The organism is Pseudomonas zanjanensis, assembly GCF_014268745.2.
GTDB classification, from domain to species: Bacteria; Pseudomonadota; Gammaproteobacteria; order Pseudomonadales; family Pseudomonadaceae; genus Aquipseudomonas; species Aquipseudomonas zanjanensis.
In genome coordinates this window covers 1,885,048-1,903,128 of the sequence record NZ_JABWRB020000001.1, presented here as the reverse complement: position 1 = coordinate 1,903,128, position 18,081 = coordinate 1,885,048, and the positions used below count along the sequence as shown (strand labels likewise).

The window sequence follows — 18,081 nt, the reverse complement described above, 5'->3', positions numbered from 1 at the left end:
CTTTGTCCCATATAACGGGATAAACCCCTCGCCACAGGTGAAGGGTGGAACCTACCCCGCTGTAATGAATCGCATCGCTGTATCTGTCTGTTTTTTGCAGGAGCAACTATGACCCGTCCAAACAAAACCACGCCGCCGCCCATTATCGAGGCTTCGCGGATTCGTGAAGGGCTGCCTTTTCCACTGGGTGCAACCTGGGATGGCCTCGGGGTCAATTTCGCGCTGTTTTCAGCCAACGCCACCAAGGTCGAACTGTGCATTTTCGACGATGCCGGCGAAGTCGAACTCGAACGCATCGAACTGCCGGAATACACCGACGAGATCTACCACGGCTATCTGCCGGATGCCCATCCGGGATTGATCTATGGCTACCGGGTCTACGGCCCGTACGACCCGGCGAACGGCCACCGCTTCAACCCGAACAAGTTGCTGATCGACCCCTACGCCAAGCAACTGGTCGGCCAATTGAAGTGGTCCGAAGCGTTGTTCGGCTATACCATCGGCCATCCCGATGGCGACCTCAGTTTCGATGAGCGTGACAGCGCCCCGTTCGTTCCCAAGTGTAAAGTCATCGACCCCGCACACACCTGGGGTCACGACCATCGCGTCAGCGTGCCCTGGGACAAGACCATCCTGTATGAAACCCACGTACGCGGCCTCACCATGCGTCATCCTTCGGTGCCTGAAAACGTGCGCGGTACCTTCGCCGGGTTGATGGTCGACGATGTGCTGGAGCATATCCGCAAGCTCGGGGTTTCCTCGGTGGAGCTACTGCCCATCCATGCCTTCGTCAATGACCAGCATTTGCTGCACAAAGGCATGACCAACTACTGGGGCTATAACAGCATTGCCTTCTTCGCGCCCGACCCGCGCTACCTGGCCAGTGGCAAGATCGCCGAGTTCAAGGAAATGGTCGCCCACCTGCACGAGGCCAACCTGGAAGTCATCCTCGACGTGGTCTACAACCACACCGCCGAGGGCAACGAACAGGGGCCTACCCTGTCCATGCGCGGCATCGATAACGCCTCGTACTACCGGCTGATGCCCGACGACAAACGCTATTACATCAACGACTCCGGCACCGGCAACACCTTGGACCTGAGCCATCCTTGCGTCTTGCAGATGGTCACCGACTCCCTGCGTTACTGGGCCACGGAAATGCATGTCGATGGCTTCCGCTTCGACCTGGCGACGATCTTGGGCCGCTACCATGATGGCTTCGACGAGCGCCACAGCTTCCTCGTCGCGTGCCGCCAGGACCCGGTGCTGCGCCAGGTGAAAATGATCGCCGAGCCCTGGGACTGTGGCCCCGGGGGCTATCAGGTAGGACGCTTCCCACCGGGCTGGGTCGAATGGAACGACAAGTTCCGCGACACGGTGCGGGCCTTCTGGAAAGGTGACGACGGCCAGCTCGCCGACTTCGCCAGCCGGATGACCGCCTCGGGCGAGATGTTCAACCAACGTGGCCGGCGCCCGTACGCCTCGGTGAACTTCGTCACCGCCCATGACGGCTTCACCTTGCATGACCTGGTGTCGTACAACGACAAGCACAACGAAGCCAACGATGAAAACAACCAGGACGGCAGCAATAACAACCTGTCCTGGAACCATGGCGTCGAAGGCCCGACGGATGACCCTGAGATCAACGCACTGCGCCATCGGCAGATGCGCAACTTTTTCGCCACGTTGTTGCTGGCCCAAGGCACGCCAATGATCGTCGCCGGTGACGAGTTCGCCCGTACCCAGCACGGCAACAATAATGCTTATTGCCAGGACAGCGAGATCGGCTGGGTCAATTGGGACCTGAGCGAGGATGGCGCGGCGCTGCTCAAGTTCGTCAAGCGCCTGATCAAGTTGCGCCTGACCTACCCGATCCTGCGTCGTGGGCGCTTCCTGGTGGGCAACTACAACGAGGACATTGGCGTCAAGGACGTGACCTGGTTGGCCCCGGACGGCAGCGAAATGACCATCGAGCAGTGGCAGGACAGCCATGGTCGCTGCCTGGGCATGCTGATGGACGGCCGCGCCCAGGAAACCGGGATTCGGCGCAAGGGGGGCGATGCGACGCTGCTGCTGGTGGTCAACGCACACCATGACATCGTCAACTTCCGCTTGCCGGAAGTCCCTGAAGGCAGTTTCTGGACTTGCATGGTCGACACCAACCAGCCCAACGTTCGTGGACAGGAGCGCTTCGATTTCGAATCCGAGTATTCCGTCACTGGACGTTCACTGCTGCTGTTCGAGCTGCAACGCGAAGAAGAGGATTGAACGATTCGCAGTTAACCCAATGGGGCCGCAAGGATGCGGTTTTTCCATCCAAACCGTCCAGTTAGCCGAAAAAAAAGCAGTTCAGATACACATGTCACGAGACGAATGGGCTGACATGGTCAATACTTCTCCTGCGGTAGTCTCCAGGATTCGGAGCGCCGCGAATCGCAGCCATGCCCACATCGGTGCCACCGGACAGTAGGCCCGGTGCATGACTGAAAGATTGAACACCCACAAGGATGTCGCTTATGAAGCCCGCCTCTCGCCTGCCTGGCCGGCAGCACCCGCAAATCTGGAACAGTGCTGCGCAACTGGCCGATATTCCGATCATCAGTACCCAGACGCTCATTCCCGCCGGTGCCCGCGCCGTCATTCTCGCCCCGCACCCGGGCGATGAGGTAGGGGCCTGTGGCGGCTTGCTGCAATTGCTGAGCAACCTCGAACAGCCCATGTTGCTGGTTTCGGTCACCGATGGCGCCCTGGCCCACCCCGGCTCACCGTTGTGGACCGACGAGCGCCTGCGTACGCACCGCCCTCATCCCCAGGAAAGCGTCGACGCCCTGCACCGCCTGGGCATCGACGCCCATGGCCTGCAATGGGTGCGCGGCGGTTTTCCGGAAAAAGACCTCGTGGAACACGAAGCTGAACTGGCCACCTTCATTGCACGACACCTTCGCCCCGGCGACGTGGTGTTCAGCACCTGGCGCCAGGACGGTGACAGCGACCACGACACCGTGGGACGCGCCGGAGCCTTGGCCGCCGACAGGATCGGGGTGGCGTTCAACGAACTGCCGGTGTGGGCCTGGCACTGGCCGGTCCGCGAGCAGAATAAAATCCCCTGGCACCGGGCTCGCAAGCTGCGCCTCGACGTCTGGACCACGGCCCGCAAGCGTCATGCCATGCACGCCTACGTCAGCCAACTCAGCGGCGAACCGGCGAGCGGCATCGCCCCACTGTTGCCCAGGGTCATCCTTGACCGGATGGGTTTGCCGTATGAGATTGTCTTTATCTGAACACACCTTTGTGAAAGCAGGCCCACCGCTTTCGCGAGCAGGCTCGCTCCCACATTGGGTCTGTGCAGATATGCAATATTTGCGTGCGCCACCAGTCCCTGTGGGAGCCGGGTTCAGCTCGGATCCCACAGGGGTTCTCGGGTGTTTTCAGACCTGATGCCGAGCACTCAACCCCGTGGCGAGGGAGCTTGCTCCCGCTGGGGCGCGAAGCGGCCCCAATAATCTGCATGCGATCTACCTGACGCTACGCGGTGCTTGGTTTTTGGGCTGCTTCAGCCCAACGGGAGCAAGCTCCCTCGCCACAAAAGCAGTTTGGTTGAGGCTACAAAACCCTATGGCCCTCCCACTGGGTTCTCGAGTGGCCACAAGGTTTCTGTCCACCGTCAATTTCCGTGTGGGAGCGAGCTTGCTCGCGATGGCGATCAGCAAGGCGATGAAAAATCCGGAACTGCCGGTGCCTTGGGTCAGTCGCATGAACAAGTACGTCTGATTCAGGAGCGAACGTGACTCAAGACCCCGATTGGCGAGCCGTCGAACCCATGCCATCGGACGCGCCTGCGACGGTTCATCGGCTGCGGGTCCTGACGGTCAACACCCACAAGGGCTTCACCGCCCTCAACCGGCGCTTCATCCTGCCCGAATTGCGCGAAGCGGTGCGCAGTACCGGTGCCGACCTGGTGTTCCTGCAAGAGGTACTGGGCGAACATGACCGCCACGCGTCACGCTACGACAACTGGCCCCAGACATCCCAGTACGAATTCCTCGCCGACAGCATGTGGAGCGACTTCGCCTACGGCCGTAATGCGGTCTATCCCGATGGCCATCATGGCAACGCCCTGCTCTCCAAATACCCGATCCGCCAGTTCCGCAATCTCGACGTGTCCATCACCGGCCCGGAGCGGCGCGGGTTATTGCATTGCGTGCTGGATGTGCCGGGCCACGCCGAGGTCCATGGCATCTGTGTGCATTTGAGCCTGTTGGAAAGCCATCGCCAATTGCAACTCAAACTGCTCTGCCAACTGCTCGACTCACTGCCAGAGAATGCGCCGGTGATCATCGCCGGCGACTTCAACGACTGGCAACTGCGCGGCAACCTCGCCCTCGCCCGCCGTGGTTACCTGCACGAAGCCTTCGAGCACCACCTCGGCCGCCCTGCCAGGACTTACCCGGCTCGCTTCCCGCTGTTGCGCCTGGACCGCGTCTACCTGCGCAACGCCACCAGCCATTCCCCGCAAATACTGGGCAATAAACCCTGGACCCACCTGAGCGATCACCTGCCCCTTTCGGTGGAAGTGCACTTGTAGAACGGGCTCTCCCTCCGCTTTCTGCGCATTGACCTGTAAGTTCTGACAGTAGCGACGGCCTTTATTCGTTGCTAGGGTGCCATTCCATACAGCGAGCGTTGCCAGGCCCTGTGTGCCATCTGTTGCGCAACCGATGCTGAAACCGGTGTCCATGGGGATGCCGATGCAGAGGGAAAGCACATGATTCGGCACGATAAAGGATTCAATCGGCTGTTCAACGCCTTGTGGGTATCGATCCCCTTACTGTTACCCGCACCCGCCGCCACGGCGGCCTGCACACTGACCCCCACCGCAGGCGATGACACCTATGTCTGCGACAGCGGCACCAGCCCTGGGCTGACAGACCTTTCGGGTAACAACAGCCTGACCATGCCCGCCAATGGCAGCGGTGTCATCACCGGCGATGTCATTTTCGACGCCGGCGTCGACAGCATTGTGATCAACGCCAATGGCGTGATCGATGGTGACGTCGAGCAAGGCTCGGAAGCCGATTACTTCGAGATGAATGGCGGCAACATCCAGTCCTTGGCCCAAGGTGATGGCCTCGATACGTTCCTGATGACTGGCGGGGCCATCGCCGGCGCCTTCGAGGACGGCGACATCGCCACCATGACCGGCGGCACCATCGGTCGGGTCGACATGAAGCTCGATGACAACGTTTTCGATATGTCCGGCGGCAATATCCTCGGCAACCTGGTGACCGGTTTCGGCCAGGACACCATCATCCTCTCCGCGGGACGCATCGGCGGCAATGTCAGTGTCAGCGGCGGCAACGACAGCATCACCGTCAGCGGTGGCGAAATCCTCGGCGAGGTCCGGGCCAGCGCCGGCGATGACCAGTTCCAGTGGAGCGGCGGCCTCATTCACTCGGCCATCCTGATGGGTGACGGCAGCGACACGGCGTTGTTGAGCAATCTGGATGAAACCCTGCTCGCCACCACGCCCAGTCTGAACGGTGGGTTGGGCCAGGACGTCTTGACCTTTGCAGGCAGCACCTCCAGCACCGGCGCCCGTTACCTCAACTGGGAAACGATCAACCTCACCCAAGGCTCCCAACTGGACCTCAACGACACATTGACCCTGGGGGACAGCGCCACCGCCACCGGGACGCTCAACATCGAAAGCGGCAGCACGCTGACAGCGATCCAAGGCGTCGTCGCCCCTTTTACAGCCGGCCAACTGGCGACGCTCAACAACGCCGGCACGGTGGACCTCACCCAGGGCAACACCCGCACCAACGATACCCTCACCGTTCAAGGCAACTACGTCGGCAACAGTGGTCAGTTGCGCCTGCAAACGGTACTGGGCGCCGACGACTCGCCCAGTGACAAACTGGTAGTCAATGGCGGCACTCTCTCCGGCAGTACCGCCATCACGGTCACGAACCTGGGCGGCACAGGCGGTTTAACGACCCAGGACGGCATCGAAGTGGTCCAGGCCCAAGGCGGCGCGGTCAGTGACATCAATGCCTTTTCCCTGGCGCAGTCCGTCTCGGCCGGTGCGTTCGACTACCGCCTGTTCAAGGGCGGCGTGACCGGCAATGAAAACAACTGGTACCTGCGCTCCACCGTGGTCGCCGGACCGGTACCAGCCCCGATCCCCACGACGCCACCCGCACCGGGCGCGCCACCCGTGCCGACGCTACCGCCCTTGCCCGCCGCGGTGCCTGGCGCAGCGCCCATCCGGCTGTATCGCCCGGAAGTGCCGACCTGGTCGGTGCTGCCTCCGGCGGCGGCGCAATTGACGTTGATGGCCCTCGGCACCTTCCATGACCGCCAGGGTGACCAGCACCTGCTCACGGAAACCGGCGCGTTCGGCGCGGGCTGGGGCCGGGTCTACGGCACGGACCTGAATAGAACCTGGGCCGGCACGGTGGCACCGCAGTTCGATGGGTCGATCAAAGGGTTCCAGGTGGGCAACGATCTGTACAGCTCGCTCCTGTCTGGCGGCCAGACCCAGCGCATCGGCTTCTTCGTCGGTCATACGGAACTGAACGGCGATGTAAAAGGCTTCAACCTGGGTTTCAAAGACCGGCACGCCGGCAAGATCGAACTCGACGGCGACAGCTACGGGCTCTACTGGACGCTCATCGATCCCAGCGGCGGCTACTTCGACGCCGTGTTGATGGGCACGCGACTGAACGGCGACAACCGTTCCGAGCGCGGCTTGAAAATCGACAATCGCGGACATGCCCTGACCGTTTCGGCGGAGGCCGGCTATCCCTTCGCGGTGACCTCCGACTGGGTCTTCGAACCCCAGGCCCAGATCATCCACCAGAAGGTTTCCCTGGATACGCAAGACGATGGGGTTTCCAAGGTCGAATTCGATTCCGACGGCGCCTGGACCGGCCGGCTCGGCGCTCGCCTCAAGGGTCGCTATCAGGTGAGCGGCATGCCCGTGGAACCGTACTTGCGCGCCAACCTCTGGCACACCTTTTCCGGCACCGACTCGGTGACCTTCGACGACACCGAGCGGGTCGAAACCCAACAACAGGCGTCCAGCGGGGACCTGGGCGTGGGCGTCGTCGTGAGCCTGGCGCCAGCCGTCGCCGTATACGCCGCTGCCGACTACAACCAAAACCTCGACAGCAACCAGCAACACAGCATCAGAGGCGATATCGGTGTACGAATCAGCTGGTAGGCAGACGCCCGCGACGGAGGTTTGACGCCGAAACAACCACCTTAATACCCAATTGAAATCAGCGTGTTATTGACGCTGATTTCATCTTGCCATTCGTCGTTCATTTTCTTGACGCACCGCCATCGGTCTTCTTGACTACACCGTACTACCCCCGGAAATACAGTCAGGGGCAGGCCTCTGGAACCCGCCGAGACGGGCCGCCAGAGGCTTGCCCCAATCCATTCGGTCGCCCCTCATTCGGGGTAGGAGAGACGCCAAAAAAGCGAGAAACGCATGCGATTGCAAGGCAGGCCCCCATGAAAACTTCCCTCCGCCCGCAAGAATTCACCACCACGTTCCAGACCGTCTCGACGTCGTTGCTGCTGCTTTCATCCATGGAGGTACAGGCCTGGCCTGCCGAGGAGACGACGCAGCCTTGGTATGGCCGAGCAGCGTCTACCCACCTCGATACTGCACACTTTGCAAGCGAGCCGACTTCCGGCAAGAGCCCCGCCCTGTTCACTTTACGAAACGACAGCGGCCATACCCAGCGCATGGGGCTGATCAGCGGACAAAACCAGATCATTTCAACCGGCGGTGGCCTGCTGGTGATGCCCGCACTGGCCGAACCGGGCACAGATGCCCTCAACCTGAAAGGCTCGAGCCTCGGCGCCTATTGGAGCCTGACCGGCCCGGCGGGCTGGCACGTCGACCTGAGCGCCAGCGGCGGCCGGGTCAACGGCTACAGCCGCACCGAACAAGGCCAGCGCCAGGCCGCCGAAGGCCATGCGATGACGTTGTCGGTCGAGGGCGGCTTTCCTATTGGGATCAGCACCCACTGGGTGGTCGAACCCCAGGCGCAACTGATCAACCAGCGCGTCACGCTGGACACGTCGAACGCCGAAAGCGGCTCCGGCGATGAACTGAGCAGTTGGAGTGGCCGTGTTGGCGCACGGCTGAAAGGGACCTATCAGGTCAACGGTCTCGGCGTGGAACCTTACGTTCGAACCAACCTGTGGCACACCGTCCAGAGCGCCGGTACCGTATCCCTGGACAAGGTCGACAAGATCAGCAGCAGCCGAAAATCCTCCACCGTCGAAGTCGGCCTGGGGCTGGTGGCTCGGGTCACGCCGGCGGTCAGCTTGTATGTCAGCGCCGATTACAGCAGCGACGTCGATGACAACGACCTCAACGGCATCATTACCAGCATGGGGGTGCGGATGCGTTGGTGATCTCGACGCTGTGGTCGATGATTCCGTGATCTGAGATTGCTCCCGTGCGCGCAAACAAGGGCTGCTGCGCAGCCCAGCGGGAGCAAGCTCCCTCGCCACGGTCCAAGGACAGCTCCGCCCTCTGCCCCCAAGGCACTTAAAAAACACCTCCATTAAGGCGTATAACGCTAAAAGCGTTTTATCCCTGCTAACCGTCCGACCCTGGCTCATTTCATTGATGGAGTAACGACATGACCACAGCCCCCTTCCTCGCCAACCTGTTCCCCAGTGCCACCGACATCCCCGACGCCTACCGCCTCGAAGGCCGGGTCGAGCAGCGCGAATACCTGGTCGACGGCGTCTTGAAAACCTGGCAAGGGCCGTTGGCCGTCGTCCGCAGCCCCGTCTACCTGACCGGCGAGCTGGGCGATGAGCAAGTGATCCTCGGCAGCACGCCACTGCTGGACGCCGAGACCGCCCTCACGGCCCTGGACGCCGCCGTCCGGGCTTACGATCGCGGCCAGGGCCAGTGGCCGACGATGCGCGTCGCCGAGCGTATCCGCCACGTGGAAACCTTCCTGGCGCGCATGCGCGAGCAGCGCGAGGCCGTGGTCAAGTTGCTGATGTGGGAGATCGGCAAGAACCTCAAGGATTCCCAGAAGGAATTCGACCGCACCTGCGATTACATCGTCGACACCATCAACGCCCTCAAGGAACTGGACCGTCGCTCCAGCCGTTTCGAACTGGAACAGGACACCCTCGGGCAGATCCGCCGCGTGCCCCTGGGCGTGGCGTTATGCATGGGGCCCTACAACTATCCGCTGAACGAAACCTTCACCACGCTGATTCCGGCCTTGATCATGGGCAACACCGTGGTGTTCAAGCCAGCCAAGCTCGGCGTCCTGCTGGTGCGCCCCCTGCTGGAAGCCTTCCGCGACAGCTTCCCGGCGGGCGTGATCAACGTGATCTACGGCAGCGGCCGGGAAACCGTCAGCGCGCTGATGGCCAGCGGCAAGATCGACATCTTCGCCTTCATCGGCACCAACAAGGCGGCCAGTGACCTGAAGAAACTCCACCCGCGTCCGCACCGCCTACGCGCCGCCCTGGGGCTGGATGCGAAGAACCCGGGGCTGGTGCTGCCGGACGTGGACCTGGACAACGCCGTCAGCGAGGCGTTGACTGGATCGTTGTCCTTCAACGGCCAGCGCTGCACGGCGCTGAAAATCCTGTTTGTCCATGAGGACGTGGCACCCGCATTCATCGAGAAATTCAACGCCAAGCTCGCCAGCCTCAAACCCGGCATGCCCTGGGAAGACGGTGTGGCGCTGACGCCATTGCCCGAAGCGGGCAAGGTCGATTACCTGCATGCGCTGGTCGCCGATGCGGTTGCCAAAGGTGCCGAAGTGAAGAATGCCCACGGTGGCGAATCGCGAAGCTCGTTTTTCTATCCGGCGGTGCTGTACCCGGTGAACACGGCGATGCGGGTCTACCACGAAGAACAGTTCGGCCCGGTCGTGCCCATCGTGCCGTACCGCGACCTCAATACCGTGGTCGATTACGTGCTGGAGTCCGATTTTGGCCAGCAGCTGAGTATCTTCGGCACCAACCCGGCACAAGTCGGCAAGCTGGTGGACACCTTCGCCAACCAGGTCGGGCGCATCAACATCAACGCCCAGTGCCAGCGTGGTCCGGACACGTTCCCGTTCAATGGCCGGAAGAACTCGGCCGAGGGCACCTTGTCCGTCCACGATGCGCTTCGCACCTTTTCCATTCGCACGCTGGTGGCAACCAAGTTCCAGGAAAACAACAAGGCGTTAATCAGCGACATCATCCGTGAGCGCGATTCCAACTTCCTGACCACGGACTACATCTTCTGACCACGCCCAAACGACGGGCTACGACAGGGCTGGACGACGCCACTTGATACCCCAGCCCTGTTGCATGCCAGCAGCCGCCAGCAGGATCGCCGCCACACCCAGCCATTGCAGCGGCTCGAGGCGATGGCCGAAGGCGAACCAGTCGACGAAGATCGCCGCGATCGGATAGATGAACGACAGCGCTCCGGTCAATGCGGTCGGCAACCGCTGAATGGCGCTGTACAGCAGCACGTACATCACGCCGGTGTGCACCATGCCCAAGGTCAACAGGCTGGCCCAGGCCTGGGCGTGTTGCGGCAACGCCGAAAAGTTCGCCCAAGGTGCCAACAGCAACACGCCGGTGCTGACCTGGATCAGCGCAATCAGATGGGGTGGCGTGCCGGTCAGGCGCTTGATGATCAAGGCCGCTATGGCGTACAGCAACGCGGCCCCCAATGCCAATGCGATGCCCAGCAGATAGTCACCGCCGCCCTGCCCCTGCTCACCATGGGCACTGACGATGGCCAGCATTCCGAGAAACGACACCGCCAGCCAGAACAGTTTTTGCGCGGTGATTTTCTCCCCCAGGAACAACGCCGCCAACCCGACCAACATGAACGGCTGGACGTTGTACACCGCCGTGCCGATGGCTATCGACGCACGGGAGTAAGAGGCAAACAACAACACCCAGTTACCGACGATCGCCACACCACTGAGCACCGCCAGGAGAAAGGTGGTACGGGTGAGGATGCCGGGGCGCAAAAAGCCAAAGCCGGCGCAGATCAACAACAAGGTCACGGCGCCGAACACGCAGCGCCAGAACACTACATCCAGTACAGGCAGGCCGGAAACCAGTACGAACCAACCGATGGTTCCGGAAATCAGCATGGCGGCGGTCATTTCCAGCGAACCGCGGCGTAAGGTCTTGTCCATCTTCAGGCTCCTTCAGCAAGTGGGCACAGTATGCCGAGCAGACCAGGGCCTTCTCCATGGCTTGAAAAAGGCTAAACTGCGTTTCGACCTTTTTTATCAAGGCAACTTCCCGCGCTTGCCTAACGGAGCTGAAAATGACCGACGACATTGACCAGATCCTCATCAGCGCCCTGATGGAAGATTCCCGACGCTCGCTCAAGGCCTTGGCCAACCTCAGCGGCCTGTCCTCCCCCAGTGTCGCCGAGCGCCTTCGTCGGCTCGAGGAACGTGGCGTGCTCAGGGGCTACACCGTCGAGGTGGACCCCAAGTGCTTTGGGTATCAACTCCAGGCCATCGTGCGTATCCGCCCGCTGCCGGGACAGTTGCAGGAAGTGGAGCGGCAGATCCAGGCCATCGCTGAATTCACCGAATGCGACAAGGTCACCGGCGACGACTGCTTCATCGCGCGCCTGCACGTGCGCTCGATGGAACAGCTCGATACCTTGCTGGACAAGCTCAATGTCCATGCCGAGACCAATACCGCCATTGTCAAGAAAACGCCGGTCAAGCGGCGGTTGCCGCCGATGGCGTGAGTGGAAACCGGCCTCGGATCGTCCGAGGCCGGAAAAGGGTGTTACTCGAGTTCCTCCAACTCCGGACTGCGTTGCACTTTGTGCACTTGTTCCTCAGGCGCGTTGCTCGCCTTGATCAACTTGAGCGTCTGGAGCTTGGCGCAGGCATTGACGCCATCTGCATAGACGCCGCTGTGGTTGCACTTCCAGTCGTAGAAGTTGGCCAGGGCTCCAGACAGTTGCAGGCTGTAGTCCGTGCTTTGGGTGCCCGGGCTGAACGGTTGACCGGCCGGAATGTTCTGGAACCATTTCATCCACTCATCGCCTCCCACAGGTGGCGGGTTGGCCTGGAACGTCGGGTTCATGATCGCCAATTGCTGGTACTCGGCGGTCATGTGGCAACTCAGGCAGGACGCCTGGGGGTTGTCCACCGGCCCATTGAGTCGTCCGTTCCAACCCAGGTGAGTCGGTGGCAGCTCTTGGGTGTTGGCGTTGATTGCGGTCTGTTTCAGGGCCGGGTTGATCTTGGTGACCACCGGTTTGGGGTTGGTAAAGTCATTGCCGATTTCCTGGGGATCATTGCCCCACATGATCCCCACCGGCACCAGGTTGTTCCAGTTCGCCTTGCCGGTCATGGCGCCATTGTATTGGAACGTGCCGAACAACCAACCGGTGTCGCTCACGCGGGTGTCGCGCACGGCAATGTCCATCTGAATCAGTGCTACTTTGGTGACGGACCGGTTTGTCGAGTCGAAGGTTTCGGTGGTGTAGGCGTTCCAGAGCAATGGGTTCGCGAGGAACGGCACCGTCTTGACGTCTATATCGGCAAACAGCGCCTTGCAGACCACCGTGCCGTTGGCAAAGCTCTTGGGTTTCGAGGTTTGGCTTGGGTCTGGATTATGCGGGTCTTTCCAGACCTGGCCGATGGTGTAGGCCCCTATGTCGTTATAGATACCCACCGCGTAGGTCTGCCCGCTGCCGGTCTGCGCACTTGCCAGTTGCCCGGGCTGAATCGGTGCCTCCTTGGTCAGCCCGCTGATGCCTTCACGACCGTTGGGGCCGTAATGTTGCCAGGGCATGTGATACCACCGGCGAATCTTGTTCTTTTGTACTTTCCAGCCGATTTCAGTATTGCCTTCCAAGCAATACTTTTTCACTTCCTCCATGTACGGGCGCCAGGTTTCAAAGTCATTGGAGAATGACTTGGGTAAATGTTGGAAGAATCCCGGTATCGAGGATGCGCCCGGGGCCACCGTCGGATAATCCTGGCTGAGCTGGAACGGCGCTCCGGAGTATTCACTCTTGGGCGGGGCGTAACCGAAATCGGGGAAAACTCCGGCATGGACGCTAGCGGTGGACAATGCCCCCGTCAGGGCCAGCCACGCAATAATCTTTCCTTGAGGCTGCTTCATCGATATCTCCTTATAGAGAGACGCCTGCCGTCCCATCGAATTGCTGAGCGATGCGCAGGGTCTCCTTCTGTTATCAGGCTTCGGCACAATGCCCAAGCTTGTTCACGGTCCACGGTGGCGTTCAGTGAAGTGATACACCTCCTTTGCACCCAATAAGTGGGCACGCTCAAACCTGGCTCTGCTAGCCGAATGCGAACGCTATCGAGGGAATGTGGCGAAGACTTCGCGCGGTGATCGATCGATCAGCCGCATGCCGACCTTGGCAGTGCAATCCCTTGTCATAGGTGTAGATCATTTATGCAAAGGTGCCATCAGTTTTGGGCTTTTTGTTGGCGATTGGCCACGATGCTGAAACCCGGGAGAGCGGGCTTGCTCGCGAAGGCGGAGGGATAGTTTGCTGTGATGCTGTATGTGCCGACCTCATCGCGAGCAAGCTCGCTCCCCACAGGAGATCTGGGTGTTCATGAGTTTTGTGTTTACTGCGGCCCAGTGTAGGAGCGAGCTTGCTCACGATAGCGGTAGCTCAGCCACATAGATGCCGGCATGTGCCCTACTCGCCCTTGCTTTGCTTTGCTTTGCTTTGCTTTGCTTTGCTTTGGATCTTGATCTCGGGCGCCCCGTTAAACCACGCTGGCCGAACGCAGGCACTGCGCAGTGCCGGAGTAAGGGCACAGCCGAGTGGTGGGTATACGGATCACCCACATGGGTTACAAAAAAGTGAGCCGCCGTCAGGGCGGAACCCTAAATAGCCGTGACCGAAGAAACGGATATACATACCCCTCCACGCCATCCAAAAAACACCCAAAAAAAAACGGCGCTTTTCATCTCTGAAAAACGCCGTTTCTTTAATGTGAACAGCATCACGCCGAAGCGGACCTTTCACTCATCAAAAATGCAATCAGTCGTCACGCCCCATCAGGCCAAACAGCTGCAGCAAGCTGACGAACAGGTTGTAGATCGATACATACAGGCTGACAGTCGCCATGATGTAGTTACGCTCACCGCCATGAATGATGGCGCTGGTCTGATACAGGATGCAGACCGACGAAAACAGCACGAAGCCGGCGCTGATCGCCAGTTGCAGGCCGCTGATCTGGAAGAAGAAGCTGGCCAGCACCGCGCCCAGCAGGACGAAGAAACCTGCGGTGATGAAACCGCCGAGGAAGCTCATGTCCTTGCGGGAAATCAGCACGTAGGCCGACAGGCCACCAAATACCAGGGCGGTCATTGCAAAGGCCGAGCTGACCACTTCGGCGCCGCCCTGCATTTGCAGGTAGCGATTGAGGATCGGGCCGAGCAGGAAGCCCATGAAACCGGTCAGGGCGAAAGCCGACACCAGGCCCCATGCCGAGTCACGGAGTTTGTTGGTAAGGAAGAAAAGGCCATAGAACCCGATCAGCACGACGAAGATGTTCGGGTAACCCACCCGCATCTGTTGTGCGACGTAGGCCATCACACCGCTAAAAGCGAGTGTGAGTGCCAGCAGGCCGTAAGTGTTGCGCAGGACGCGGCTAACCTCTAGCTGCTCAGCCTGCACGCTGTTGTTCACTGCGTAATCCTGTTCGCGCATGGCGACACTCCTCCGGTTTTGAAACATTCAGTGGCAAGGATCATAACAGACGCTCTGTAACAAGCTACGTAGAGAGTTTGACAGTGTGTTTCATTCGGGTATTATGGCGCCCGCAACGCAATACGGAGGTGTGGCCGAGTGGTTTAAGGCAACGGTCTTGAAAACCGTCGACTGTAACAGGTCCATGAGTTCGAATCCCATCGCCTCCGCCATCTTTTAACGTTAAAGCCCTGATTATTCAGGGCTTTTTCGTGTCTGGCATTCAGAATGCCGGTTGCTGCTTCAACATTGGACACAACTATGGCAAACCCTCCCCAGCCACTCAAGGAAAGAAAAGTGACCAGTAAAACCATCGGTTCCATCGTTGCTGCAATCGCGGGCATCCTCTTGTTATGCGTATTCTTTGGCAGTTGGTACACGGTCGACGAAACCGAGCGCGGCGTGCTGCTGCGCAACGGGGCGCTGGTCGGGGTGGTTGAACCAGGGCTGTCCTTCAAGATGCCGTTCATCGAGTCGGTACGCCTGATCAGCGTCCAGAGCCAAGTGACGGCTTATGAAGACCTCCAAGCCTACAGTAAGGACCAACAGTCCGCCGAGCTCAAGGTGTCCGTGTCCTGGCACATCGCGCCTTCCGATGTCGCGAAGGTCTATACCCAGTTCAAGGACCTTGAAGGCATCCGCGACCGGATGATCAGCCGCCAGGTGCCGACCCAGGTGGAAAACGTCTTTGGCAAGTTCAACGCCGTGGCTGCCGTGCAGAACCGCGTCCAACTGGTCAACGATATTTCCACGGCCATCAAGGCCACCATTACCGGCCCGGTGATCATCGACAGCGTCCAGGTCGAGAACATCGACTTCAGTGACGCCTACGAGAAGGCCATCGAAGCGCGCATGGCCGCGGAAGTCCAAGTCAAGACCCGCGAACAACAGCTCGCCACCGAGCAGGTCCAGGCGCAGATCCGGGTAACCCAGGCCCAGGCGGAAGCTGACTCGCAAGTGGCCCAGGCCAAGGCAGACGCGCTGGCGACCGAACTGCGCGGCAAAGCCGAAGCCGAGGCCATCAAGGCCCGGGCCCAGGCCCTGGCCAGCAACCAGAACCTGGTGGAGCTGACCAAGGCCGAGCGCTGGAATGGCGTGCTGCCAACCACCGTGCTGCCGAACAGCGCCCTGCCCTTCATCGACATCAAGTAACGCCATCGGCGCGGCCTGCCTGGCCGCGCCTGCTCCATCCCGGGAAGGCCCCCAACAGACATCATCCCGCTCGTTAGCGCTACACTCGGCAATGAACCCGACGTTCATCGTTAGCAGGGAGCTCAACGTGCATCCAGGCAAAAGCAGACCGACACGACCCACCGTACGACGATTACCTCGCCTCCCCTTCGGCTCAAGTCTTGAGCATCTCCCGCCTCGGGAATTCACCTACGCATTGATCAGCACCCCGCATAGGAGAACAGCGTGACCACGCTTATAAAAAAATATAAATGGCCCGCCCTGTTGGCCGTCGCGCTTATTGTGTTTTCCGCGCTGATATTCTTTCTGATCAAGTCATACACCTACGACTCATCGACCTACTTCGAATCCCGCGACTTCATTCGCCAACTCAAACAATCCGATGCGAACTGGAACAGCAAGATCCTCAGAAAAAAGATCGGCATCAACAACAACCTCTCCCTGGCCCCGCCACCGGAGGCCGACAGTCGCTGGCAGCAATTGGAGCAGCTCAACAACACCGGCCCCTTGGCGACTCTTTGGGTGTCCCGCCGCCAGGGCTATGTGGAAGCCGTCAAGAACAAATCCTTGCTGGTGGAGCAATTCGAACGACACAACGCCCATCTACGCATCTCCCTGGATGCGCTGCCGCAGGTTGAAGACCAGATACAAACGCGGCTCAAGGACATGAATATCGAAAGCCCGCTGGAACGCATGACCGTGGCGTCCAATGTGCTTGAGTTGACCCTGACAACATTGGAGTTCGCGCTTTATGTCACGACGGACAAAGCCAGGGAGTTGCAAGGCAAGTTAACTGAGCTGGAGCCTTACATCGAACGATTGCCCGCGACTGACCAGGCGCCCTTCAAAACCCTGACCCAGCACGTCAGGACCATCGTCCAGGAACAACCGGTCGTCAATGACCTGCTTGACCGCATCAGCGTCATTCCGGTTGCCCAGGAACTGGACAGCATCAATGAATTGTTGAACGAGACACAGCGCAGGACCGCCGCAACTGACCGTCAGTACCACATCTACCTGGCCGTGTGCGCCAGCCTGATGGCGCTGTTGATGATCTACCTGGCGGTGCGGTTGGTTCGCAGCTACGCCGTGATCAACCAGATCAACCAGGCGCTGCAATCGTCCAACGAACGCCTGGAAGAGCGCGTGCAGGAGCGCACCCGTGAGCTGATGGAAGCCGAACGCGAACTGGTGGAGGCGGCCCGGATGGCGGGCATGGCCGAAATCGCGACGAACGTGCTGCACAACGTTGGCAATGTGCTCAACAGCGTCAATATTTCAGCCGAGGTGGTAACCCGCAAGTTGAGGCACAGCAAGACGCTCGGACTCACGAAAGCGGTCAACATGATGAATGAACATGCCGAGGACCTTGGCCACTTCATTAGCCACGATGAAAAAGGCCGCTTGCTGCCACGCTATTTCAACGAGTTGGTCGACTCCATCGCCGCTGAACAGACGCTGCTGATCGATGAATTGGCGCAGTTGACCAAGAGCATCGATCACATCAAGGAAATCGTCACGACCCAACAAACCTATGCGGGCGCCGCCAGGCTGATCGAACCGCTCAAGGTCAGCGACCTGTTCGAAGACGCGCTGCGAATGAATTCGGGCGCTCTCAGCCGACACCACGTCACCGTCATCAAGGATTACCAGGATGTACCCATGATCATGGGCGACAAGCACAGGCTGTTGCTGGTCCTGATCAATCTGATCAGCAATGCCAAGTTTGCGATGTCGCACACCGAGGGACATCCGCGTGAAATGACCTTGGGAATCCGCATTCTCGACGAAACGACGCTTTGCCTGAGCGTCAAGGACCGTGGCGAAGGCATTTGCGCGGAGAACCTGGCGCGCATCTTCAATCACGGTTTTACGACACGCAAGGACGGCCATGGGTTTGGCCTGCACAGCTGCGCCCTGGCGGCGGTAGAAATGAATGGCCGCCTGCACGTCCACAGCGATGGACCGGGGCAAGGTGCGCTGTTTACCTTGGAGATCCCGTTGGAGTTGGCGCGTACCTGACTGTGTCGGAGAAGAACGCGTCCCCTGTGGCGAGGGAGCTTGCTCCCGCTGGGCTGCGTAGCGGCCCCTTTTGTGAGCGCTTCGCACTCAAG

General features: G+C 60.1%; 12 protein-coding genes and 1 tRNA gene. 10 read left to right on the top strand and 3 right to left on the bottom strand.

Annotated elements, in window-relative coordinates:
* Nucleotides 1-108: 108 nt before the first annotated feature.
* From glgX to HU715_RS07975, 6 genes are all read left to right on the top strand, one after another.
* Nucleotides 109-2,268 (top strand): glycogen debranching protein GlgX, encoded by a 2,160-nt coding sequence (gene glgX, locus HU715_RS08000; protein WP_186705720.1) that lies wholly within the window; start codon nt 109-111, stop codon nt 2,266-2,268.
* Nucleotides 2,269-2,516: 248 nt separating this feature from the next.
* On the top strand, nt 2,517-3,281 hold the full coding sequence (locus tag HU715_RS07995) for a PIG-L deacetylase family protein (RefSeq protein ID WP_186705721.1): 765 nt from the start codon (nt 2,517-2,519) through the stop codon (nt 3,279-3,281).
* A 539-nt stretch (nt 3,282-3,820) separates the two neighbouring features.
* Nucleotides 3,821-4,585, top strand: coding sequence for an endonuclease/exonuclease/phosphatase family protein (locus HU715_RS07990; protein ID WP_189656150.1), 765 nt, complete (start codon nt 3,821-3,823; stop codon nt 4,583-4,585).
* A 180-nt stretch (nt 4,586-4,765) separates the two neighbouring features.
* Nucleotides 4,766-7,225, top strand: coding sequence for an autotransporter family protein (locus tag HU715_RS07985; protein ID WP_186705723.1), 2,460 nt, complete (start codon nt 4,766-4,768; stop codon nt 7,223-7,225).
* Between the two features lie 296 nt (nt 7,226-7,521).
* A complete protein-coding gene (locus HU715_RS07980; protein WP_186705724.1) occupies nt 7,522-8,436 on the top strand; it encodes an autotransporter domain-containing protein in 915 nt (304 codons plus the stop codon).
* Between the two features lie 230 nt (nt 8,437-8,666).
* Nucleotides 8,667-10,292, top strand: coding sequence for an NADP-dependent glyceraldehyde-3-phosphate dehydrogenase (locus HU715_RS07975; protein ID WP_186705725.1), 1,626 nt, complete (start codon nt 8,667-8,669; stop codon nt 10,290-10,292).
* A gap of 18 nt (nt 10,293-10,310) precedes the next feature.
* Here HU715_RS07975 and HU715_RS07970 read toward each other — a convergent pair whose 3' ends face one another.
* Nucleotides 10,311-11,204: a DMT family transporter gene (locus HU715_RS07970; RefSeq protein ID WP_186705726.1), complete on the bottom strand. Its 894-nt coding sequence runs from the start codon at nt 11,202-11,204 to the stop codon at nt 10,311-10,313.
* 134 nt (nt 11,205-11,338) lie between these two features.
* Here HU715_RS07970 and HU715_RS07965 point away from each other — a divergent pair, with 134 nt between their 5' ends.
* Nucleotides 11,339-11,776 (top strand): Lrp/AsnC family transcriptional regulator, encoded by a 438-nt coding sequence (locus HU715_RS07965; protein WP_003202176.1) that lies wholly within the window; start codon nt 11,339-11,341, stop codon nt 11,774-11,776.
* Between the two features lie 41 nt (nt 11,777-11,817).
* On the opposite strand, the gene HU715_RS07960 is transcribed toward HU715_RS07965, so the two are convergent.
* The gene (locus HU715_RS07960) at nt 11,818-13,167 is read right to left on the bottom strand and encodes a hypothetical protein (protein ID WP_186705727.1); all 1,350 of its coding nucleotides are present in this window, start codon (nt 13,165-13,167) and stop codon (nt 11,818-11,820) included.
* An 898-nt stretch (nt 13,168-14,065) separates the two neighbouring features.
* A complete protein-coding gene (locus tag HU715_RS07955) occupies nt 14,066-14,737 on the bottom strand; it encodes a Bax inhibitor-1/YccA family protein (protein WP_014338124.1) in 672 nt (223 codons plus the stop codon).
* 124 nt (nt 14,738-14,861) lie between these two features.
* On the opposite strand from HU715_RS07955, the gene HU715_RS07950 reads away from it, so the two are divergent.
* The 3 genes from HU715_RS07950 to HU715_RS07940 all read left to right on the top strand — a co-directional run bounded on the left by HU715_RS07950 (nt 14,862) and on the right by HU715_RS07940 (nt 17,989).
* A tRNA-Ser gene (locus HU715_RS07950) sits at nt 14,862-14,949 on the top strand.
* Between the two features lie 124 nt (nt 14,950-15,073).
* Entirely contained in the window at nt 15,074-15,928 is an 855-nt protein-coding gene (locus HU715_RS07945) for an SPFH domain-containing protein (protein WP_186705728.1), read from the top strand.
* A gap of 264 nt (nt 15,929-16,192) precedes the next feature.
* Nucleotides 16,193-17,989: a DAHL domain-containing sensor histidine kinase gene (locus HU715_RS07940; RefSeq protein ID WP_186705729.1), complete on the top strand. Its 1,797-nt coding sequence runs from the start codon at nt 16,193-16,195 to the stop codon at nt 17,987-17,989.
* Nucleotides 17,990-18,081 lie beyond the last annotated feature (92 nt).

Excerpts from the sequence above, each read along its gene's own strand:
- glgX (WP_186705720.1), top strand. The coding sequence starts at position 109 with ATGACCCGTCCAAACAAAACCACGCCGCCGCCCATTATCGAGGCTTCG.
- HU715_RS07995 (WP_186705721.1), top strand. The coding sequence starts at position 2,517 with ATGAAGCCCGCCTCTCGCCTGCCTGGCCGGCAGCACCCGCAAATCTGG.
- HU715_RS07990 (WP_189656150.1), top strand. The coding sequence starts at position 3,821 with ATGCCATCGGACGCGCCTGCGACGGTTCATCGGCTGCGGGTCCTGACG.
- HU715_RS07985 (WP_186705723.1), top strand. The coding sequence starts at position 4,766 with ATGATTCGGCACGATAAAGGATTCAATCGGCTGTTCAACGCCTTGTGG.
- HU715_RS07980 (WP_186705724.1), top strand. The coding sequence starts at position 7,522 with ATGAAAACTTCCCTCCGCCCGCAAGAATTCACCACCACGTTCCAGACC.
- HU715_RS07975 (WP_186705725.1), top strand. The coding sequence starts at position 8,667 with ATGACCACAGCCCCCTTCCTCGCCAACCTGTTCCCCAGTGCCACCGAC.
- HU715_RS07970 (WP_186705726.1), bottom strand. The coding sequence starts at position 11,204 with ATGGACAAGACCTTACGCCGCGGTTCGCTGGAAATGACCGCCGCCATG.
- HU715_RS07965 (WP_003202176.1), top strand. The coding sequence starts at position 11,339 with ATGACCGACGACATTGACCAGATCCTCATCAGCGCCCTGATGGAAGAT.
- HU715_RS07960 (WP_186705727.1), bottom strand. The coding sequence starts at position 13,167 with ATGAAGCAGCCTCAAGGAAAGATTATTGCGTGGCTGGCCCTGACGGGG.
- HU715_RS07955 (WP_014338124.1), bottom strand. The coding sequence starts at position 14,737 with ATGCGCGAACAGGATTACGCAGTGAACAACAGCGTGCAGGCTGAGCAG.